Raw genomic sequence first — 20183 nt, 5'->3', positions numbered from 1 at the left:
TTTGAAGCAGCCCCGCCTGAATTGTCGGGCGGGGCAATCATTTTGGAAAAGGAACGCATCGATGAAAATCTACCTGCTCTCGCTTGCCGTCGGCCTTCTGGTTGGGGTTATTTACGGCCTTCTCAATGTCCGATCGCCCGCCCCGCCCGTCATCGCTCTCGTCGGTCTTCTGGGCATTCTCGTTGGCGAACAGATCGTGCCGCTCGCAAAGACGATCTGGAACAAGGAGCCGGCAGCGGTCTCGTGGCTCAACCACGTCAAGCCGCACATGTTCGGCCATATGCCCAAGGGCGGGCAGGCTACTGCCGATCTTGCCGCCTCCAGACAAGACGCTCCCGAAGGTAAAGGCTGATGACGACGCGCCGCACGTTCCTTGGTGCGGCTTCCAGCCTCGCCTTGTCCAATCTCTTCTCGTCGGCCAAAGCCGCGGATCCAAACAAGACCGGAGCAGACACCATGCATCCCGATATCATCCTTCACAATGGCCGCGTTACGACGCTTGATCGCGCCAACCCCAATGCGACGGCTATTGCCATCAAAGACAGCCTTTTTTCCGAAGTGGGCAGCGATGGCGATGTCATGGCACTTGCCGGACCGGAAACGAAGATCATCAATCTCAAAGGTAAGCGCGTTCTGCCCGGCCTGATCGACAACCATACCCACGTCGTGCGTGGTGGGTTGAATTTCAACATGGAACTGCGCTGGGACGGCGTCCGCTCGCTGGCCGATGCCATGGATATGCTCAAACGGCAGGTGGCGATAACACCCGCCCCGCAGTGGGTGCGTGTCGTCGGCGGTTTCACCGAGCACCAGTTTGCAGAAAAACGCCTGCCGACAATCGAAGAAATCAACGCTGTCGCGCCTGATACGCCCGTCTTCCTGCTGCACCTCTATGACAGAGCGCTTCTGAATGGCGCGGCCCTTCGTGCAGTTGGCTACACCAAGGATACACCTGAACCGCATGGTGGTGAGATTACGCGCGATCTCAATGGCAATCCAACTGGGTTGCTGCTGGCCAAGCCAAACGCCGCCATTCTCTATTCCACCCTTGCCAAGGGCCCGAAACTGCCGCTGGATTATCAGGTCAATTCGACCCGTCATTTCATGCGGGAACTGAACCGATTGGGCGTTACCGGCGTGATCGATGCCGGTGGCGGTTTTCAGAACTACCCGGACGATTACGAAGTCATCCAAAAGCTTTCCGACGAAAACCAGATGACGGTTCGTCTCGCATACAACCTGTTCACGCAAAAGCCGAAGGAAGAAAAAGAAGACTTTCTCAAATGGACGCAGTCGGTCAAATACAAGCAGGGCAATGATTACTTCCGGCACAATGGCGCTGGCGAGATGCTCGTCTTTTCCGCCGCCGATTTCGAGGACTTCCGCCAACCAAGGCCCGAAATGGCGCCGGAAATGGAAGGTGAACTGGAAGAAGTGGTGCGGGTTCTGGCCGAAAACCGCTGGCCATGGCGTCTGCACGCCACCTATGACGAGACGATCACCCGTGCACTCGACGTGTTCGAAAAGGTCAACAAGGATATTCCGCTCGAAGGTCTCAACTGGTTCTTCGACCATGCCGAGACGATTTCAGATCGCTCCATAGACCGCATTGCAGCGCTTGGCGGCGGTATCGCCACCCAGCACCGCATGGCCTATCAGGGCGAATATTTCGTGGAACGCTACGGTCACGGCGTAGCCGAAGCCACTCCGCCCATCGCCAAGATGCTGGAGAAGGGCGTCCATGTTTCAGCCGGTACCGATGCAACCCGCGTCGCCTCCTATAATCCCTGGGTATCGCTATCGTGGATGGTGACGGGAAAGACCGTTGGCGGCATGCAGCTTTATCCACGCGCCAACTGCCTTGACCGTGAAACGGCACTTCGGATGTGGACCGAAAAGGTCACGTGGTTCTCCAACGAGGAGGGCAAGAAGGGCCGCATAGAAAAGGGTCAGTTTGCGGACCTCATCGTGCCGGACAAGGACTTTTTCTCCTGCTCCGAAGACGAAATTTCCTTCCTGACCTCGGATCTCACCATGGTCGGTGGCAAGATCGTCTATGGTTCGGGTGACTTCAAGGCACTGGATGAAAACGACGTGCCGACCGCTATGCCGGACTGGTCTCCCGTTCGAAAGTTCGGCGGTTACGCCGCATGGGGCGAGCCGGAGGGTGCAGGTGCACGTTCCTTGCGGCGCACCGCGATTTCCAACTGCGGCTGCGCCAGCGATTGCGGTGTTCACGGTCACGACCACGCAGGTGCCTGGACGTCGAAACTGCCAATTGCCGATCTCAAGGGCTTCTTTGGCGCGCTGGGTTGCTCGTGCTGGGCGGTGTGATTGTACCTCCTCTGACGGACGGGCCCCATGGCCCGTCCGCATCTCAATATTGTAAAAAACGCAATTAAATCGAAACTATTGATGCAATTGCTGGCAGCAACGTTTCGGCTCAAAATCACTCCATCGCAAGACAACAGCCCGTCAACACGGGCCAACCTGCAGGAGCAGCCATGACCTACCATTCATCTAACACCAACAGACTGAAGACAGCCCTGGCGGGCGTTATAGCAACCCCAGCGGTCCGGACAGTTTCGCTGCTTGCGCTGTGCGCAGCCTATATCCAGGGACCTTTGACCAAGATTGTCGATTTCAATGGTGCCATGGGCGAGATGGACCATTTCGGTCTGCATCCTGCTGCCGTCTTTGCCGTGATCGTCATTGTATTTGAGCTGACAGCGTCTGCCATGGTGATTTCAGGCTTTCTTCGTTGGGCGGGTGCGCTCGCCTTGGCAGGCTTCACTATTGTGGCGACGCTCATCGCTCTGCGCTTCTGGGAAATGGCTCCCGGCATGGATCGCATGATGGCGACCAACGCTTTCTTCGAACATCTTGGCCTTGCCGGAGCATTCGTCTTCGTTGCCGCCTTCGATCTGACCAAAGGAGCGAAGTGATGAGCGTCCGCACATCCTCAAGCGGAAGCTTCGCCCCGCTGCGTCAGCCGGTCTTTGCGGTCCTTTGGGCGGCAACGGTTCTGGGCAACACGGGCAGCTTCATGCGCGATGTCGCCAGTTCCTGGTTGATGACCGATCTTTCCGCAGCACCGGCAGCGGTCGCTCTTGTGCAGGCAGCCGGGACGCTGCCGATCTTCCTCCTGGCGATCCCGGCGGGCGTTCTCTCTGACATTCTCGACCGTCGCAAATTCCTGATCGCCATTCAGCTTCTGCTTGCCAGCGTCAGCATATCGCTGATGACACTGTCCTATATCGGCATGCTGTCCGTCAGCGCCTTGATCGGCCTGACATTTCTGGGCGGCATAGGAGCTGCTCTGATGGGACCGACATGGCAGGCCATCGTGCCGGAACTGGTGCCGCGCGAAGATGTAAAAGGCGCGGTCGCGCTGAACTCGCTGGGTATAAACATCGCCCGCTCGATTGGCCCTGCGGCAGGCGGGCTTCTGCTCGCGGCGTTCGGAGCGGCTGTTACCTATGGCGCTGACGTCGCAAGCTACATTCTCGTCATAGCGGCACTCATCTGGTGGCCACGCGCCAAAAATGCCGATGATGCCCTGTCTGAAAATTTCCTCGGCGCGTTTCGTGCTGGGCTGAGATATACCCGCGCCAGCAAGCCATTGCATGTCGTGCTGTTGCGTGCGGCCATTTTCTTTGCCTTCGCCAGCGCCGTCTGGGCGCTGCTGCCCCTCGTCGCCCGCCAACTTCTTGGCGGTGACGCCAGCTTTTACGGCCTTTTGCTGGGCTCGGTCGGCGCAGGCGCCATTGGTGGCGCGCTGGTCATGCCGAAACTGCGCGAGCATTTTGACTCCAATGGCCTGCTTCTCGGCTCTGCCATCATGACAGCCCTCGTCATGGGCATTCTTTCACTTGCCCCACCGCAGTGGCTGGCCATCATCATCCTGCTGTTTCTTGGAGCATCCTGGATAACCGCACTAACGACGTTGAATGGCGCGGCACAGGCTGTTCTACCCAATTGGGTGAGAGGTCGCGGGCTTGCAGTTTATCTGACGGTCTTCAATGGTGCGATGACGGCGGGCAGCCTTGGTTGGGGCGCGGTGGGCGAAGCCGTGGGCGTACCAGTAACGCTGCTCATCGGAGCGGCAGGATTGCTGGTCGCGGGCTTCATCATGCACCGAGTCAAGCTTCCAGCAGGCGACGCAGATCTGGTTTCGTCCAACCATTGGCCCGAGCCGCTGGTCGCAGAGCCGGTCGCGCATGATCGCGGTCCCGTGTTGATCCTGATCGACTACCATGTCGAGAAGCACAACCGCAGCAAGTTCCTGCATGCGCTGGATGAGATGTCATCCGAACGACGCCGGGACGGAGCCTATGGCTGGGGTGTTACCGAGGACTCTGCCGACCCCGAGAAAATCACCGAATGGTTCATGGTGGAATCATGGGCGGAGCATTTGCGCCAGCACAAGCGCGTGTCCACTGCAGATGCGGATGTTCAGAGCAAGGTCATCGCATTCCATACCGGCCAGGATAAACCAGTGGTTCGGCACCTTCTGACAATCAACAAACCGAGCAGAGCAACATGACCGGATTATTGCAATTATCGAAATTTAATCGACACTTTTGTTGCAATTGCTAGTCGTTCGTTTTCGGCACATTCTCTTCACATAGACAAACGCACTGCACACGAAACCACTTCGAACCAACAAGGAGCCATCATGGCAAACCACAATTTTTCTCTGAGCCGCCGTGATGCACTTCTTGTCGGCGCTGTCATGACTGCGGGAGTGCTACTTACAACCCGCCCGGTCCATGCTGCACCGGCTGCCACAAACCCAAATCCAACCACAGGAGACAAGACAATGGGCTTCGTTAAAACCACAGACGGCACCGACATCTTCTACAAGGACTGGGGTCCGAAGGACGCACAGCCAATCGTGTTCCATCACGGCTGGCCCTTGTCTTCCGACGACTGGGACGCACAGATGCTGTTCTTCCTTGCAAACGGCTACCGCGTAGTTGCCCACGACCGTCGCGGCCATGGTCGCTCAGCGCAAGTCTCCGACGGCCATGATATGGACCATTACGCAGCCGACGCATTCGCCGTTGTCGAAGCACTGGACCTGAAGAACGCCGTTCACATCGGCCACTCGACAGGTGGCGGCGAAGTTGCGCGCTATGTCGCAAAGCACGGCCAGCCTGCCGGTCGCGTTGCGAAGGCCGTGCTGGTATCCGCCGTTCCACCGCTGATGCTGAAGACAGAAGCCAACCCAGAAGGCCTGCCCATGGACGTCTTCGACGGCTTTCGGTCAGCCACTGCTGCCAATCGCGCTCAGTTCTTCCGCGATGTTCCTGCCGGCCCATTCTACGGCTTCAACCGTGAAGGCGCGACCGTTCATGAAGGCGTGATCCAGAATTGGTGGCGTCAGGGCATGATGGGAAGCGCGAAGGCGCATTATGATGGCATCAAGGCGTTTTCGGAAACCGACCAGACGGAAGACCTGAAGGCAATTACGGTGCCCACGCTGGTTCTCCACGGCGAAGACGACCAGATCGTGCCGATTGCGGATGCGGCTCACAAAGCCATCAAACTGCTGAAGAACGGCACCATCAAAACGTACCCCGGCTTCTCGCACGGCATGCTGACCGTGAATGCCGAGGTGCTGAACGCCGAGCTGCTGGCCTTCATCAAGGCTTGATCCAACTCAACATGATGCCGACGGCCAACTGTCGTCGGCATCATCAGCCTAGTGACGATTGCGCGAGCGCCATTCGTCCGGTGTGACACCCACGGAATGCGTGAAATTTTCAATGAAGGTCGCTTGCTCGCTGAAGCCACAGGCATCCGCAACCTGATCGATACTCTCGCCGGTCTTGGTAAGGTAGGCCTTTGCCCTGGCAATCCGGCTCGCCAATAGCCACTCGCTAATGGACTGTCCTGTCGTCTCTTCAAAGCCGGAGGACAGCTCTTCCACCGAAAAGCCGCTGGCAGTGGAGATATCCTCAAGGCCGATGTCGCGGGAAAGATTGGTGTTTATGTAGGTCTTGATCCGCTTTTCCTGCATGGAGGTGAACTGCCCGGAAGCCGAAAGATGTTGGGCAGGAGACCGACCATACTTATGGGCAAGATGCGCGATAAAGGCGAGACCGATGTGGGGAACGAGCGTATCCCTTACCTCATCCGGCATGTCAAACATGGGCATAAGCGCTGCGCCCATATTGCGGATCACTTGGTCATGCAAACCGCGACAGGTCAGGAAATCATCGATCCGAGGCTCGCCTGCTTCCTCGGTCAGTTCGGCAAGATGCGAAAACGGAACGTGGAAGGCGAGAACATCCAGCCGGCCATTGATGGAAATCGCCGCACCCTGTTTCAGACTGACAAGACAGATGGAGGCCTTAGGATAGATCTTGATCGGTTCTATCCGCTTGTCCAACCCAATATCGGAATGCTGGGCATCCTCAAGATAGAGCATGACGAGGAATGCGTTATCAGGCTCTAGAATGACGCGGCTGTTGCCATGCTCATAACATTGCTGAAGATGCACGACGGTGAGCTGGGCATCCCGTAACGGCCTGATGACCAATGCCCTTGCCGCTTTTACACCAAAGCTCGCTGCAATTTTTTCACTGACTGCCAACCATTCACTCACATTCGTATCGTTGTTACATAAACTACGTTGCAGGCCTGATTGCGGATCAACTATCGCAGTTTTCTACACATAATTTGTCACGCTATCTTGTATAAAAGCATTCTCGTAGAGTGGTTACAGTCCGTAAACTGATTGCAGTGCGGGAACACATTTCGATTCGGTCAAAGAGCACCGTTGCTGCAATCAAAAGAGAGGTGGGTTTCATGAGTGCCGGTTCAGACGATAAAGGCCTCCCCGTCCACGGCAAACCCTCCGACAAGTTCGGCTGTACGTTGACGCAACTGTCGATCAACCAAAGCCTGTCATCCTCGAACATAGACATTTTCCGGAAGGCGACAAAGTCCACCGCGCTTGATCAGGTGAAGACATCGGCCAGTGATCAGGGGTTCGTCGTCGGGGTGTCGTTACTCGCCGGTCACGAGCGGAGGATCTTTCACGCAAATCATGCGATCAGCCATGATTTTTCCGAGAACGCGATCTACATCCGCGACCTCTCCGACAATTACAAAGCCGATCTCAGCACGCCTTTCGATTTCATGCTGTTTCAGATTTCGCCCTCATCGCTTGCAAAGATAGCGGAAGATGCGGATGTGAGTGGCGTAACCCTGCTGACGACGGAAACGGCATCCAAAGACATCGTCCTTGCCAACCTAGCCCGCGCCCTGCTTCCCGCGCTTCAGCGTCCAGAAGAGGCAAATGCGTTGTTCGTTGACCAGATGACAACGGCTATCGGCACCTATCTGGTTCAGCGTTACGGCGGGCGACCAGTACCGGCTGTTACACGAACACCGCTGCTCTCACGCGCACACGAACAAATGGCCAAATCCATCCTGCTTGAACATCTTGAAGGTGAAGTCTCAATTGCTGACGTGGCGGAAGCCTGCAACCTGTCACGGGGTTATTTCATCCGTGCTTTCCGTGAATCCACAGGGATGACGCCCTATCAATGGCTCCTTAACCAACGCATCGATCGCGCCCGGCAATTGATCAGAGCGTCCAATGCACCTCTCGCAGAGATCGCAGTGGCTTGCGGATTCGCAGATCAGAGCCACTTCACACGCGTTTTTTCTACCGTGGTCGGGACAACTCCTGGGACTTGGCGACGGAACGTATGACCTAGTCTCCGACAACGTTTCGGCCGGTTAGTTCATCGGTGGAATTTCCATGTTTCAAGCTCGCACAACCCCAAGCAATCAACCGGTTGAGCAATCTCTACAATGTAATAGATTTCCTCGAGAACCATCGAAGATTCTCTGGCCGAAGACGATGCGAACATTCGTGGTGTCAAAGCTTTTGAGCGGAATCGAATAAGCCTTCACCTAGATAATGACGCTGGTGGAGTTCATTAGACTAGCAGCAACTTATTTCTGAAATGAAGCGAATACCGGGTATGCCGACGTTGTGATCGAGATGTAGTTTTCGGCACTTAGCCCCCCCCCCTTGAATCCTGCCGTGCCTTCCTTGAAGATGCGCGCGACTACCTTTTCCTGCCGCTCGTTCAACTGGCGTCGAAACGATCATAGAATTTTGCTTTCTGAATGAAGAAATCTATGCGCTCAAGCGTCACCCGTTGAGCATCCAGGATAGTTTCTGAAAAGAAAATGATCCAGTCGGTGATATTCAGCGTGCTCTGGTGCCGCTCAAGCTCGGAGTGGTAAGGCTGGGACGATCGGCCGGAATTGATAAGCTGTTTCCGGCCCATCATTCCCGTAGTTGTTCATTACCGCGCCAACCCGGCCCGCTTTCTCATCCCGGGGGCATCCTTCCACAAGGCGTTAAGATCTTTTCAGCGAACACCGTAGAAGCAACGAGGTTGTGCAGTAGAAGATGGCGCAGTGGCGCAAATCTAGCTGAACTCAACAATCACGACTGTATTCTCGACGTATGGGTTACCGATGCGGGCTGCACCTAGAATCACCTAGTCGCGGAGCACGGCTCAAAGGAACCTGTAAACAAAGGCCGCATGGTGGCCACGAGTGTACGTTTGGACGACGCTGCAAGGCCGGTCGTTCGGAATGTTCCACTAAGTGCTGTGCCATCTCGCGTCTTCAAAGATCTAGCTGCTGAATACATCATGTCTTTAAAATCGTTCAGTGCAATGCCATCGGCGTGCATGACTGCATGGATCAAAGGATCCCCCAAAATTTCAGCGAGCGTCATCTCGTCCGTCGTATGTTTCATCGCAGTCTCCTTTCGATAATTCCTAATTCCTGAAAGCGGGCGATTACTTGACGGGCCCTGGCTGAGGTGTTACCAGTAAGTAACATTCGAATAGTTACCGACCGGTCACACCTATGTCAACACTGCTTCAGGATAAAAATTAAAACTCATGAAACCCGAGAAATCTGATCGCGCTCCCGAGGAGAAAATCGCACCTCGTGACCGGATCGTGTCAACGGCCTGTCAACTGTTTCGCGAACACGGGATACGCGGCATAGGTGTTGATGCCATCGCGGAAGCCGCCTCGACCAACAAGATGACGTTATATCGACATTTTGGGTCTAAGGACGATCTCGTCTGTGAAGCGCTCAAGCACAGTTCTCGAACGCTCGAGAAAGCCTGGGAAGATCTCGAAACGGATAACCCAGGCGACCCAAGAGCTCAGCTTACAGCCTGGGTAAAAGCACGCGCCCAATGTCTTTCCAGCGAACCTTATGGATGTGATTTGGCCAATGCTGCGGTGGAGTTGAAAGAGCAAGGCCACCCGGCGCATGCGATCATAGAAACATTGAAGATGGAACAGCATTCCCGGCTTGCCGATCTTTGCCGTTCCACAGGTGTTAGCGATCCAGAGCTTTTAGCTGACACGCTATCCATGCTGTTGGAGGGAGCGCGCGTCAGCAAACTTGCAGCGGGCAAAGAAGGTCCGTCTATGCGGTTTACGCGTGCGTGTGAAGCGGCCATGGTCTCCTTCGGTCTATATGCACAGGCTCCTTCCTGAATCCTGCTGGAGCACGGAGGAAGTGATACTAAGAGCGCGAAGCTGGCATTCTGATCGACCACCTGAATACTCATCAAATGAGACCTCGCCCCATACGTCGTATGTTGTTATCATTTCAAGCTGAAGGTCTTGATGGGAGCCGAACTTACGACCTGTTCATTTGCACTGTTGAGTTCAGCAGGATTTAACCCGATTTTCCAAATCGCGTCAGTCCACCACATTCGGTGAAGTGAATTGTCCGACAATAATTTTATCCGGTGCAAGTGGATTACGGCGAAAAAAAATGGATCAAATTCATAAGAAAACGAACACTTGTCGAACTATTCTGCCGTCGTCACCGTCTTCATCCCGCCGCAGGTTGCACCTTCGAATATGGGAGGAACGGCAAATCACCCATGTTTGCGCAAGAAGTTACCAAATCAGTGTTGGGAAGTGCTTATCGTGCAGGCCAATTCCATGCAGGTTCGTCAATCCCTTCAGCCACCGTTTCGCCAAGTACCTTGGAGAGCCTCACCATCAATGCCTTTCCTTCGGCGTCAAGTTGCGAAACCAACTCCTCCGCATGGGACACGACGAGGAGTTGAGACCGGTCACACGCCCGGATGATCAAACGGCACAGGGGCGCAAGGAGGCTGGGATGCAGACTGGTTTCAGGCTCGTTAAGCACCATCAGGGAGGGAGGGCGCGGCGTGGTGAGAGCTGCCACCAAGAGCAGATAACGCAAAGTGCCATCGGAGAGTTCTGCCGTCGAAAGCGGCCGCAGCAAGCCCTTCTGGCGCATCAGCAGTTCGAAGCGCCCTTGCTCCGTCTTGATCTCGATTGTGCTGCCTGGAAAAGCATCTTCGATAGCGGCATCAAAGCCCGCCGCATCGCCAATTTCCCGGATCGTCGCGATGGCTGCTGCCAGATCGGCGCCGTCTGATGACAGGGCCAATGTTCGAGTTCCAATCTGCATCTGTCGCACAGGCGAAGAGGGATCTGTTCGAAAGTGATCGTAAAAACGCCAGCCACTCATTTGGGCACGCAAATACAGAAGTTCAGGTAAGTTCTTGGGGTCAGCGGACTGCGTCATCATGCTTTCGAATGGTGCGAGATCATGCAGCAGCACCTGACGTTGACCGTTTTCGGAAAGTGCGGTCACGACTGGCCCTGCACGTTCTGCGAACACATTTCGGCGGCTGAACGCTTCACCTGCCCACACCGCTTCTGCCTTGATGACGGGATCAAGCGCAAAATAGCTCGGTTGGGGTGGAGCCACAGGCAATCCCAGATCAATCGCGTAACCGTAATCATCTGATGCAAATCCAAGCTTGAGTGCGACCGGATGTTTCCGCACCGTCCCCTGCACGGGAACCGTGCCGTCCTTCATGCTACGCGAAAAAGCCTCCGGTCCAGCCCATATCGTTGATTGCAGGCCACCCTCTGCCGCCAATGATGCGATAGCCCGTCCCTGCGCGACATCTGCCAGAAGTCGTAGCGCCCGATAGAAACTCGACTTTCCTGCCCCGTTCCCGCCGGTCACGACGGTAAGTTTTTCAAGCGGCAGGACGAGGTTACGAAGGGACCGATAACCCGAAATGGCGATAGTCAAGATCATGCGCTACCCTTAAATCTCTCTTCTCCCACCAGATCAACGAACGCTCTCAGGGGTGCCGACATGAGCCTGCTTGAGAAGTATAGCCGTGGACCATCGAACGTGCTCCACCAATGCTGCAAGACTGGCTGGAGATCGCCGGTCTTCAACGCGGGATCAAGCCAATTCTTAAAAGTACAGATGATTCCATGTCCACCGCGCGCCAGTTCAATCGCAGCAGGTGCCGCATCGACACCGATGATGACACGACCTGGAGGATCGACGGTCAGTGACTGGTCGCCGCACTCCAATTCCCAGGCCGTGAGCGCACCGCTTGAGAACCGGAGCCGGATGCAATCGTGGGCCAAAAGATCGCTGGGATGCGAGGGTGTACCCTGCGTATCGAGATAACCCGGCGATGCTGCGAGCGCCAGACGCTGAAACTTCGGGCCGATGGGAACAGCGATCATATCCTGCGCCAGATGCTCACCGTAGCGGATACCAGCGTCACATCCCGCAGCCGTGATGTCGACAAGTCTGTCCTCCACCACAATCTCAATTCGTACATCTGGAAAACGGATCAGGAAACGATCAATGAGTGGAGGCAGTATATCGACCATGACGGCCCCGGTGACATTTAGCTTGAGTTGACCCCTCACCTCGTCCTGAGAGCTCATGGCATCCTGCAGTGCCGCTCGCGTTTCGCGCATAAGCGGCGACAGACGTTCCGCAAGCGTCCGCCCTACGTCCGTCAGACTGACGCTCCGTGTGGTTCTTATGAGGAGAGGAGCCCCCAACCGGGTTTCCAACAAAGCAACCTTCTCGCTGACCGTCGATGGCGACAACCCAAGTCGCTTAGCGGTTTTACGAAAACCACCCGTCTCGCACACCGAAAGAAAGATGGACAGATCGTCCATAGGAAGTTGATCGCTGTTCGCCATGGCGATCAGACTAGCCGGTTTCAGGTATCTTATCAAACAATCCCTCAATGCTAGATTTGACTGCATCGGCTGCAGGCGGATTGTTGAAAGTCAAAACCTTCAACCATATTCAAACCAGGAGAAATCACATGACGGTTAAGTCTGTGTTGATTACGGGCTCTAACAAGAGCATCGGCTACGAGACAGCCCGGCAGCTTGGCCGGCTCGGTTATCGCGTCTGGCTTGGGAGCCGAGACGCCGAGCGGGGTGCAAGTGCGGCCCAAAAGCTTTCCTCAGAGGGTGTTAATGTGCGAGTGATCGCCATCGATGTAGGGGATAACGATAGCGTCAAGAACGCAGCGGCAACCGTGTCCGCCACCGATGGGAAGCTTGACGTGTTAATTAACAACGCTGGTATACCAGGAAGTTATGCCGCTCCGGGCGCACAGGAAATCACTGAAATCGAAACTGTGTACCAGACCAACGTTTTCGGCCCGATCCGAACGACGCAGGCGTTTTTGCCTATGCTTCGTGCGTCCGGCCAAGCCAATGTCATCATGGTCAGCAGCGGTCTTGGATCGCTGACATGGCTTTCTGATCCCACACACCCCTACCACGCTGTGAACATTCTTGCGTATAACAGTTCCAAGACGGCGCTGAATGCTATCACCCTGTCTTTGTCCAAGGACCTCGCGAAGGATGGGATCAAGGTCAATGCCGCCGATCCTGGCTACACGAAGACGGACTTCAACAACCACACCGGATATCGAACAGTCGAACAGGCCGCTGATACAATTGTCTGGCTGGCGTGCCAAGATGCCTCCGGACCATCGGGCGGGTTCTTTTTCGAAAGAAGCCAAGCGCCATGGTAACTGTGCGGTCGCTAACTCGCACTAACTTGCGCGGGTCACATTCCCCCTCCCCTAGACTCAGCAGTAGCATAATTTTCTAGCGTTCAATCAAATCCAAGAGTTGCTTTGACTCATCCGCAAAGCGGAACAAAAAAAGAACCAAATCAATGCAGGCTGCGTCCAGTCTGGAGAACCAGGGCAATGAATCTAAAAGATGGAGATTGAATAACGTGCCACCGCAATTCGAAATGCCGCAGGCTGACCCGGTCGAGCGCATTATCGCATAGCACGATGGTGATGAGCGCAAAGCCATAAAAACCCTACTGGATGATGTGCAGCATTTGCACCAGCACATGGCGCTGGCGACGTCTGCCACGGGACATGGATTTAACAGAGGTGGCTTCCAAGCGAAGGGAGCGACGCTCTATAATAGTCATTCAAGCTCTCAAGCCCATTGTAAACCTCTTACCAAATGATGTTGAGCACGTCGGAGTTTTTCAATTCAAGATACCCCTGGCAAAAATGATCTGAGACAGCGCAGATTGCTGCGCTATAGGCGACTTGCCATTTGGCAAATATATGGTATTTTATGCCAAATCAGAGGGCATGAAGCATGTTGCTAGAGCGGATTACAATCACACCTGCAAGTACAAATTCAACTGAAATTTCTGATGCTGAAGCAGGGGCATTGGCCCGCACGACCGTCAATCTTTTCCGACAATGGAATATCTCGGACGCCCAAGCCAGTACGCTGCTGGGTGGCCTGTCCGCACGCACCTGGGCGCGATGGAAAGAGGGAAACCTTGGCCGCATCGACAGAGATCTCAAAATGCGCATGGCTCATCTGATGGGTATCCATAAGGGGCTGCGTCATCTTTTTAAAGAACCCGCGCGGGGATATGCCTGGGTCAAGGCACCCAATTCTGCGTTTGGTGGTGCGTCAGCACTTGACTTCATGCTTCGCGGCGAACTCTCCGACCTTGCAGCTATAAGAGAGTGGCTCGATGCAGAGCGCGGCGCATGGTGAGTGGTTTTGCGGTACCGACTTCGGTTCAATGGCCGCAGACTTATCGAATAATTCGGTCAATCTACCCGCCGATTGATTTGTTTGAGGACATTGCCGATCCACGTGACTGGGAGGCTCTGGTTTCGGTCGAAGCGAAATCCAACCCACGCATTCGATTGGAAGTGGGGGACCTCGGTAAAGTTCCCGCACACAGACGGGTGTCAGGGCCTGGTGCTAGCCTGTTGATGGCTCCATTCGTCCATTGCTCACCTGCAAGACCCGGCCGCTTTACGGATGGTAGTTACGGCATCTATTACGCGGGAAGCAGCGAAGAAGTTGCAGTAGCCGAGACAGTCCATCATCACCAGAAATTCATGGCTGCAACATCCGAAAGTCCAGGCTGGACTTCAGACTTCCGTGTCCTGATAGGGAGCATAGACACAACCCTTGATAACGTAAATGCAGTACCTGACGTCCTTGACGCGACCGACTACGGTCCTTCGCAGATCGAAGGCAAAGCACTGAGGGACGATGGCAGCAACGGACTCGTGTGGGATAGCGTACGTATGCCGAGTTATCAGTGCATTGGTCTCTTCTGGCCGGACACGGCGCCGGTACCCGTTCAAGGGCGGCACTATTGCTACCACTGGGATGGTTCAAGGGTGGATTTTGTTCGCCAATATGATAGCGGAACCGTGCTCGCTGTCATTTAACCTAGCTTCGAAACAACCAGAAATGCCCAAAATCGTGTTTTGTGGGTCATATGGACCTATCCGTGAAGTCGGTGGCAGCTCTGTCTGCCATGGCCGTCGGTATCCTTTTTTGCTCGGCTGGCATCGGGCTTGGCATCAAGCTATCGCCGGAGTGGCTGATGGTTCCGGTCTCCCTGCTGATTGCCTGTGCCATTGGGGCGCTGATCGGATTTCTCAACGGTGTCCTCGTCGTCAAGCTGAAGACGAGCGCCTCATCATCACGCTCGCCTCTTTCATATGGGTGCGCGGTATCGTGCTGGCCGTTTCCGGCGGCAGGTCCGCGCAGGATCTCGCACCCCTCCATCCGGGTGTTCGCAATAGAACGCTTCCTCGGCATTCCGCTTTCCGGCTGGATCGCGATTGCCTGCTTCGTCGTATTTTCGGTTCTCATGTCGAAAACGCCGCTCGGGCGGCATCTCGTGATGATCGGCGGCAATGAAACGGCGACGTTCCGGGCCGGTATCCGCGTCACCCGCAACCTTATCCTCGCCTTCGTTATGACTGGTGCCATCGCCGGTCTTGCGGGCTGGCTGCTTGCAATACGTACCTCGAGCGCAACGGCTACCCTCCTCGGCGGAGCTGGCATGCAACACAAATGCATTGAAGCTTTCCGCTCGACCTCATACACCGTGCTCGAGCAAGTTGTTAATGTTTCGCTGTAGCCGGTCCCTTTCGTTGCGGACGTCTATAAGCATGCATCGAAGCTGACAAAGGAACGCAGATGTCGATAACTGTACAGAAAATAATCCCCGCAGCGCGTACGCACCAATTCCATCAGATGGTTGAGCGCTGGCTTAACGAGGGTCCAATCAAGCTCGCGACGAATGCCACGATAACAGCAATGGACAACGCCGGACTCCCGAAAGCTGAACAGGCAGCGATCATTGAGGATCGCGATATCATCATGAAACACAATATGCGTCTTGGTGTAATCAGCGAAGTCTTCGCACAAGCGATCGAGAAAACGGTGAACTCGTCTCGATCAGGCAGTGACGCACGGGATGAGATCGCTCGGTTGATTGTGACTGCAGTGGGCATCCGTCAGGAAGATGACAGTGAACGGGTCACATTCACCTTCACTTCTCAAACTGAGGCAGAATTGTTCGATGAATCCATCTGACAGCGGCGCAAGCATGTTGAAGTCTGATTGATTGAGAGCCACCCAGCCGATGTTACCGGCGTTCGCTTTCTATTTTGTCATAAACCGTGATCAGCGGAAGGAAAGGCCTAAAGATTGGCGGAGCTAGTCTGCTGGGGTGAGAACAATCTTGCCACGGGCGCGACCAGCCTCAGATATGCTGCCATGGATGGCACGTCCATCACGACGTAGTATCGCTCCTTGTCTTCGGCTGGTGGAATGTTTCCGATGCACTCCAGAAGACGGCGGTTGTTGAGCCAGTCCCATTCGAGAGTGGCGAATTCAACGGCTTTGAAGTTTCGCCATGGTCTTCGCCAACGGATGACCTAGGCCCTGTAGAAGCCCCCCCGCTGCAATTGCCACCAGACCTCTCGAACGCAATAAACCTGGAAGTTCTCATGGAACACACGACGTATCTCGATCTTCATGCCTATGTCGGCGCGAGCGCGGACCGACAAGCGGTCCACGTCCAGCCACTTGGCGCTGGCGTCAGAGTAGGTGGACGGGGCAAACGCCTGGACGCATTCGAACCGTCGACACATTGTTTATCATCGGTTTCAAGTTCCAACCTAACTCGACTACAGCAATTTATTTCAGCAATAAAAGCGAGTACCGGGTATGCCGACGTTCACCCCTACGCGTCAGTGCACCGATCTCCACGAGCTGCTGAAGGTCGCGTGTTGCTGTAGCGCGGGATGTATCTGTGATCGAGATATAGTTCTCGGCACTTAGACCTCCCTTGAAGCCAGCCGTGCCTTCCTTGAAGATACGCGAGACTACCTTTTCTTGCCGCTCATTCAGCTTGTCCCGAAAACGATCATAGAACTTTGCTTTCTGGATGAAGAAATCTACGCGCTCAAGCGTCGCTCGTTGAGCATCCAGGATAGTCTCTGAAAAGAAAATGACCCAGTCGGTGATATCAAGCGTGCGCTGGTGCCGCTCAAGCTCTGAGTAATAGGCCTTCCGGCGCTTCTCGATTGTGAAGGCGAGTGAAATGAGGCTTGGCTGCCCTATGTTTTGCGCCAGGGATTTCTCGGCGAGCGCGCGTCCAATTCGGCCGTTGCCATCCTCAAATGGATGTATGCTTTCAAAGTAAAGGTGTCCTACTGCGGCGCGTGCCAAAGCTTGAAGCGACGTTTGACCATCTGGCCCGGATTGATTGAACCATGTGATGAAGGTCTCCATCTCAGCGGCAACCTGACGAGATGGGGGAGCCTCGAAGTGGATAGTGGGTTTGTCCAATCGACCTGATACGATCTGCATGGCGTCTTCATGCGTGCGGTAAGCACCAACCGTTTCAATATATCGGTTTCCGGCCATCAGCATTGAATGCCAATGGAACAGTCCCTCATGGTCCAGCGGCCTATGCCAGCTTCGATAGACATCCGCCATCATCTCGGCGATCCCCCGCTCTTGGGGGCGGATCTGTCTATCATCAGTGTTTAGCCCGAACTGGCGGCGGAGTGATGACTGGACACTCACGCGGTCCAGAAATTCCCCCTCAATCTCTGAGGTCTTGACCGCTTCGTCGCTCAGCAACTCAATGCGAAGTTGGTTGCTGTCGTCATCGTTGAAATGCCGGACAGCACCGATAACCTCGCCGGCGGACTGCAAGAATTTCTGCTCCAACGGTACCAGGCTTGCGGTGTCGTACCTGAAGTTTGGCCAATCAGTGTTTTGCCAGTTCCATTTCATGAGTTATAGCATCCCTATCTATAACTCATAATTAACGCTATAAATGAGCTATTGCAAGCCCGTCTATCGCTCAGCACCACACTCTGCAGCTCTCCATTCCTGCAGCGGCGATCGACAGATACCCGATCGGCCGGCTGTTCGGTCTATGCAAAAGAATATTGAACACGACCCTTAAGCGGCGAGCATCGCCGTTGTTTCAGTTTTCTCGAACATGCCCTCAAGAGCAAGAAAGCATATCATTCCGCCCGGTTGGGCAATGATACCCTCGGCATAGCGCATGCCGCTGGACATGCTGATCTCGGGGACTGGCTGAAGCAGGTTGGCGGCGATCGTCAGAATGTCAGAGACACGATCAACGACTAACCCCATCGCCCTCCCGTGCACCTCGGCAACAACGATCGCGCTACGCTCGTTAGGCTCAGTGCTTTTCATGCCAAGCCTGGTAGCTAGGTCGATGATGGGAATGACCGTTCCCCGAAGATTCATCACGCCGATTACATCGGACGGTGCATGTGGGATGGGTGTAGCCGGTGACCATCCGCGAATTTCACGAATGGTCGTTGTACGGACGCAAAATTCTTGGTCGTGGAGCCGGAAAGCAATAATCTCGAGCATATCGCTGGTGCTGCTTGTGGAACGATTGGAAACGTTCATCAAAACTCCTCCCAGCTTTCCTTGAGGGCGGCGTTGCCGGAAAAGGCCAACGCGACCTTCCCTGACAGTCGTTTTGCCGGCGATGCGACCGAACAATGTGCAGGCCCGGCCGCCATTACCGATGCTGTGTTATGGAGTGCTCCTCCGAGCTGAAATTGCGAGATCAGCTCGCGCAACCGCCCGCTCTCGTTGGCAAGCGTCGCGCCGGCGGCACTTGTTTCTTCAACCATCGCGGCGTTTTGCTGCGTCACCTGATCCATTTGATTGACGGCTGTGTTGACCTCGGCAAGACCAATGGACTGTTCCTTCGCAGATGTTGCAATGGAATCCATGTGCTGGTTCACCGTAACGATGTAGGCTTCAATCGTCTTCAGCACCTCACCGGTGTCGCTCACCAGCTTGACGCCATTCTGCACCTCGATCGACGAATTTCGGATAAGGTCCTTGATCTCCTTGGCCGCTTTCGCAGAACGCTGAGCCAATTCCCGGACTTCCTGCGCGACGACGGCGAACCCTCTCCCGGCGTCCCCGGCCCGTGCAGCTTCCACGCCCGCGTTTAACGCCAGAAGGTTGGTCTGAAATGCAATCTCATCGATAACGCCAATGATATTGGAGATCTGGTTTGAAGACTGCTCGATCTTCTGCATCGCATCGACGGCGTTCGCCACCACGCGACCTGATTGGGCAGCGCTTTCATTAGCCTGTACGGCAGTCTTGCGAGCTTCATCGGCGCGCTTTGAAGAGTTTGTAACGTTAACGGTGATCTCATCCAAAGCCGCAGCTGTCTCCTCAAGAGCCGCTGCTTGCTGCTCCGTCCTTTTTGCCAGATCGTTGGCGCTCTGGCTTACCTCCCGCGAGCCACTATCAATGCCGTTAGTTGCAGTCGCCACAGCGGTCAGCGTACTGCGAAGCTGTTCGACTGCCCTGTTGAAGTCAGTTCGCAAACTCTCAAAATCGCCAGCGAAAGGTTGGTCGAGCTTGACGGTGAGATTTCCGGCGGCGAGCTGTCTCAGACCTTCCGCAAGACCACCCGTGGCCTGGGACATCGCTTCGGAGCGTAACCGTTCTTGTTCGGCGCTACGCTGACGCTGGTCTTCGGTCAGGCTATGCTGCTGGTCCGCATCTCGTTCCAGTTCGCGCGTCCTCAGTGCATTGTCCTTGAAGACCTTCACCGCACGCGCCATGGCGCCCACTTCGTCGGTTCGGGTTTCGCCTTCTACTGCGGCGTCGAGATTGCCGTCAGCCAGTTGTCCCATAGTGCCAGTGATGCGGCCAATCGCGCCTGCCAGCGATTTTGCAAAAAGGAAGAAGCCCAGCAGCGAAAGCAGGGAGACGATTGCCGTGCCGATAACGGTTGTCCAAAGGGCGTCTCGCGCCGCATGGGCAACCGACGTCACATCAGATGCAATCTCAAGAACGCCAATGGTTTCGCCGGAGAAATTCGTAAAAGGAAGTGCCGCCACGACATATTCACTGTCGCCCACAGATAGCTCTTCCTGTACACGCTGCCCCGCGAATGCTGTCTTCATGCCTTCTTCGGACAGCAACGAGGCCTCTGATGTTGAGGCCTGCTTCACGAACTTTCCATCCATCATAATTTGGACAGCGATCTCGCCGCCGATACGTTCTGCGACTGAGTTAAAGTAGTCATTTGCCAGTGCCGTTCCGGCATCTACGGCACCGATGACTTTTCCGTCACGAATAACCGGGGCGGAAGCAAACATGCTGACAGCCGTGCGGCCGGGCTCAATTCCGGCAACGAGCTTTCCGGTCGACAGAGCCTGTACAACCGTTTTGCGGCGACCTTTCATGTCGTCGCCAAATTTATCGGGCGCGTGAATGCGCGCAACGGCTTCACCATTGGCGTTGATGAATGTAATAAGCTGGATGCCACCATCGGTGGTTATCGATGTTAGAGATGCTATATAGCGCGACAGGATTTCTTCGCGCCCATTTGCCTCTATCAACCGTGCTGTGTCAGGCTGCCCCGCCAGAGCTACCACAAGAGCTGACGCAGTCTTTCTCTGCGCCGCCATGTCT

The 20183-nt window shown here is 55.1% G+C and carries 19 protein-coding genes and 2 pseudogenes; 12 read left to right on the top strand and 9 right to left on the bottom strand.

Features of this window, described 5'->3' with window-relative positions:
• The first annotated feature begins 61 nt into the window (after window positions 1–61).
• From ATO67_RS19845 to ATO67_RS19825, 5 genes are all read left to right on the top strand, one after another.
• Window positions 62–352: a XapX domain-containing protein gene (locus tag ATO67_RS19845; protein WP_067653200.1), complete on the top strand. Its 291-nt coding sequence runs from the start codon at window positions 62–64 to the stop codon at window positions 350–352.
• A complete protein-coding gene (locus tag ATO67_RS19840) occupies window positions 352–2334 on the top strand; it encodes an amidohydrolase (RefSeq protein WP_067653198.1) in 1983 nt (660 codons plus the stop codon). Before ATO67_RS19845 ends, ATO67_RS19840 begins: the two co-directional genes overlap by 1 nt.
• A gap of 170 nt (window positions 2335–2504) precedes the next feature.
• On the top strand, window positions 2505–2945 hold the full coding sequence (locus tag ATO67_RS19835) for a DoxX family protein (protein ID WP_067653197.1): 441 nt from the start codon (window positions 2505–2507) through the stop codon (window positions 2943–2945).
• Window positions 2945–4546: an MFS transporter gene (locus ATO67_RS19830; RefSeq protein WP_067653195.1), complete on the top strand. Its 1602-nt coding sequence runs from the start codon at window positions 2945–2947 to the stop codon at window positions 4544–4546. Before ATO67_RS19835 ends, ATO67_RS19830 begins: the two co-directional genes overlap by 1 nt.
• A gap of 276 nt (window positions 4547–4822) precedes the next feature.
• Window positions 4823–5659, top strand: a complete 837-nt coding sequence (locus ATO67_RS19825; RefSeq protein WP_067653384.1) for an alpha/beta fold hydrolase — start codon at window positions 4823–4825, stop codon at window positions 5657–5659.
• A gap of 48 nt (window positions 5660–5707) precedes the next feature.
• Here ATO67_RS19825 and ATO67_RS19820 read toward each other — a convergent pair whose 3' ends face one another.
• A complete protein-coding gene (locus tag ATO67_RS19820) occupies window positions 5708–6613 on the bottom strand; it encodes a helix-turn-helix transcriptional regulator (RefSeq protein ID WP_245304042.1) in 906 nt (301 codons plus the stop codon).
• A 281-nt stretch (window positions 6614–6894) separates the two neighbouring features.
• Between ATO67_RS19820 and ATO67_RS19815 the strand changes: the two genes are divergently transcribed.
• Complete coding sequence (locus ATO67_RS19815; protein ID WP_067653382.1) at window positions 6895–7728, top strand: helix-turn-helix domain-containing protein; 834 nt, start codon at window positions 6895–6897, stop codon at window positions 7726–7728.
• A gap of 276 nt (window positions 7729–8004) precedes the next feature.
• Here the strand turns inward: ATO67_RS19815 and ATO67_RS22980 are convergent.
• Window positions 8005–8270: pseudogene (locus tag ATO67_RS22980) on the bottom strand (DUF4172 domain-containing protein); the annotation flags it as partial.
• A gap of 257 nt (window positions 8271–8527) precedes the next feature.
• On the bottom strand, window positions 8528–8794 hold the full coding sequence (locus ATO67_RS19805) for a hypothetical protein (protein WP_067653189.1): 267 nt from the start codon (window positions 8792–8794) through the stop codon (window positions 8528–8530).
• 148 nt (window positions 8795–8942) lie between these two features.
• Here ATO67_RS19805 and ATO67_RS19800 point away from each other — a divergent pair, with 148 nt between their 5' ends.
• A complete protein-coding gene (locus ATO67_RS19800) occupies window positions 8943–9554 on the top strand; it encodes a TetR/AcrR family transcriptional regulator (protein WP_067653187.1) in 612 nt (203 codons plus the stop codon).
• A gap of 436 nt (window positions 9555–9990) precedes the next feature.
• Here ATO67_RS19800 and ATO67_RS19795 read toward each other — a convergent pair whose 3' ends face one another.
• Window positions 9991–11151, bottom strand: a complete 1161-nt coding sequence (locus ATO67_RS19795; protein WP_067653184.1) for an AAA family ATPase — start codon at window positions 11149–11151, stop codon at window positions 9991–9993.
• Window positions 11148–12068, bottom strand: a complete 921-nt coding sequence (locus ATO67_RS19790) for a LysR family transcriptional regulator (protein WP_067653182.1) — start codon at window positions 12066–12068, stop codon at window positions 11148–11150. Before ATO67_RS19790 ends, ATO67_RS19795 begins: the two co-directional genes overlap by 4 nt.
• A 128-nt stretch (window positions 12069–12196) precedes the next feature.
• Between ATO67_RS19790 and ATO67_RS19785 the strand changes: the two genes are divergently transcribed.
• From ATO67_RS19785 to ATO67_RS19765, 5 genes are all read left to right on the top strand, one after another.
• A complete protein-coding gene (locus ATO67_RS19785; RefSeq protein WP_067653180.1) occupies window positions 12197–12919 on the top strand; it encodes an SDR family oxidoreductase in 723 nt (240 codons plus the stop codon).
• A 592-nt stretch (window positions 12920–13511) separates the two neighbouring features.
• A complete protein-coding gene (locus ATO67_RS19780; RefSeq protein WP_067653179.1) occupies window positions 13512–13925 on the top strand; it encodes an MbcA/ParS/Xre antitoxin family protein in 414 nt (137 codons plus the stop codon).
• Window positions 13919–14617: an RES family NAD+ phosphorylase gene (locus ATO67_RS19775; RefSeq protein ID WP_067653176.1), complete on the top strand. Its 699-nt coding sequence runs from the start codon at window positions 13919–13921 to the stop codon at window positions 14615–14617. The genes ATO67_RS19780 and ATO67_RS19775 overlap by 7 nt, the downstream gene beginning before the upstream one ends.
• A 50-nt stretch (window positions 14618–14667) precedes the next feature.
• Window positions 14668–15318 carry an ABC transporter permease gene (locus ATO67_RS19770; protein ID WP_082760351.1) on the top strand — a complete coding sequence of 217 codons (651 nt, stop codon included), beginning with the start codon at window positions 14668–14670 and terminating at the stop codon, window positions 15316–15318.
• A 59-nt stretch (window positions 15319–15377) separates the two neighbouring features.
• Window positions 15378–15776: a hypothetical protein gene (locus ATO67_RS19765; protein WP_067653174.1), complete on the top strand. Its 399-nt coding sequence runs from the start codon at window positions 15378–15380 to the stop codon at window positions 15774–15776.
• Between the two features lie 176 nt (window positions 15777–15952).
• On the opposite strand, the pseudogene ATO67_RS23575 reads toward ATO67_RS19765, so the two are convergent.
• From ATO67_RS23575 to ATO67_RS19745, 4 genes and pseudogenes are all read right to left on the bottom strand, one after another.
• Window positions 15953–16120: pseudogene (locus ATO67_RS23575) on the bottom strand (IS3 family transposase); the annotation flags it as partial.
• Window positions 16121–16382: 262 nt separating this feature from the next.
• Window positions 16383–17489 (bottom strand): Fic family protein, encoded by a 1107-nt coding sequence (locus ATO67_RS19755; RefSeq protein WP_067653172.1) that lies wholly within the window; start codon window positions 17487–17489, stop codon window positions 16383–16385.
• A 171-nt stretch (window positions 17490–17660) separates the two neighbouring features.
• On the bottom strand, window positions 17661–18143 hold the full coding sequence (locus ATO67_RS19750; RefSeq protein WP_067653170.1) for a chemotaxis protein CheW: 483 nt from the start codon (window positions 18141–18143) through the stop codon (window positions 17661–17663).
• On the bottom strand, window positions 18143–20183 hold a 2041-nt coding region (locus ATO67_RS19745), incomplete at its 5' end, for a methyl-accepting chemotaxis protein (protein ID WP_245304041.1). The genes ATO67_RS19745 and ATO67_RS19750, both read right to left, overlap by 1 nt.

Source organism: Agrobacterium bohemicum (assembly GCF_001562555.1).
Lineage (GTDB): Bacteria > Pseudomonadota > Alphaproteobacteria > Rhizobiales > Rhizobiaceae > Agrobacterium > Agrobacterium bohemicum.
The sequence above is the reverse complement of the archived record's forward strand: the minus strand, read 5'-3'. Positions and strand labels throughout refer to the sequence as shown.

Bases quoted from the DNA above. Each gene is read 5' to 3' on its own strand.
- ATO67_RS19770 (WP_082760351.1), top strand. From the start codon at position 14,668: ATGGACCTATCCGTGAAGTCGGTGGCAGCTCTGTCTGCCATGGCCGTC.
- ATO67_RS19800 (WP_067653187.1), top strand. From the start codon at position 8,943: ATGAAACCCGAGAAATCTGATCGCGCTCCCGAGGAGAAAATCGCACCT.
- ATO67_RS19775 (WP_067653176.1), top strand. From the start codon at position 13,919: ATGGTGAGTGGTTTTGCGGTACCGACTTCGGTTCAATGGCCGCAGACT.
- ATO67_RS19805 (WP_067653189.1), bottom strand. From the start codon at position 8,794: ATGAAACATACGACGGACGAGATGACGCTCGCTGAAATTTTGGGGGAT.
- ATO67_RS19825 (WP_067653384.1), top strand. From the start codon at position 4,823: ATGGGCTTCGTTAAAACCACAGACGGCACCGACATCTTCTACAAGGAC.
- ATO67_RS19830 (WP_067653195.1), top strand. From the start codon at position 2,945: ATGAGCGTCCGCACATCCTCAAGCGGAAGCTTCGCCCCGCTGCGTCAG.
- ATO67_RS19795 (WP_067653184.1), bottom strand. From the start codon at position 11,151: ATGATCTTGACTATCGCCATTTCGGGTTATCGGTCCCTTCGTAACCTC.
- ATO67_RS19835 (WP_067653197.1), top strand. From the start codon at position 2,505: ATGACCTACCATTCATCTAACACCAACAGACTGAAGACAGCCCTGGCG.
- ATO67_RS19790 (WP_067653182.1), bottom strand. From the start codon at position 12,068: ATGGCGAACAGCGATCAACTTCCTATGGACGATCTGTCCATCTTTCTT.
- ATO67_RS19845 (WP_067653200.1), top strand. From the start codon at position 62: ATGAAAATCTACCTGCTCTCGCTTGCCGTCGGCCTTCTGGTTGGGGTT.
- ATO67_RS19765 (WP_067653174.1), top strand. From the start codon at position 15,378: ATGTCGATAACTGTACAGAAAATAATCCCCGCAGCGCGTACGCACCAA.
- ATO67_RS19840 (WP_067653198.1), top strand. From the start codon at position 352: ATGACGACGCGCCGCACGTTCCTTGGTGCGGCTTCCAGCCTCGCCTTG.
- ATO67_RS19785 (WP_067653180.1), top strand. From the start codon at position 12,197: ATGACGGTTAAGTCTGTGTTGATTACGGGCTCTAACAAGAGCATCGGC.
- ATO67_RS19750 (WP_067653170.1), bottom strand. From the start codon at position 18,143: ATGAACGTTTCCAATCGTTCCACAAGCAGCACCAGCGATATGCTCGAG.
- ATO67_RS19780 (WP_067653179.1), top strand. From the start codon at position 13,512: ATGTTGCTAGAGCGGATTACAATCACACCTGCAAGTACAAATTCAACT.
- ATO67_RS19755 (WP_067653172.1), bottom strand. From the start codon at position 17,489: ATGAAATGGAACTGGCAAAACACTGATTGGCCAAACTTCAGGTACGAC.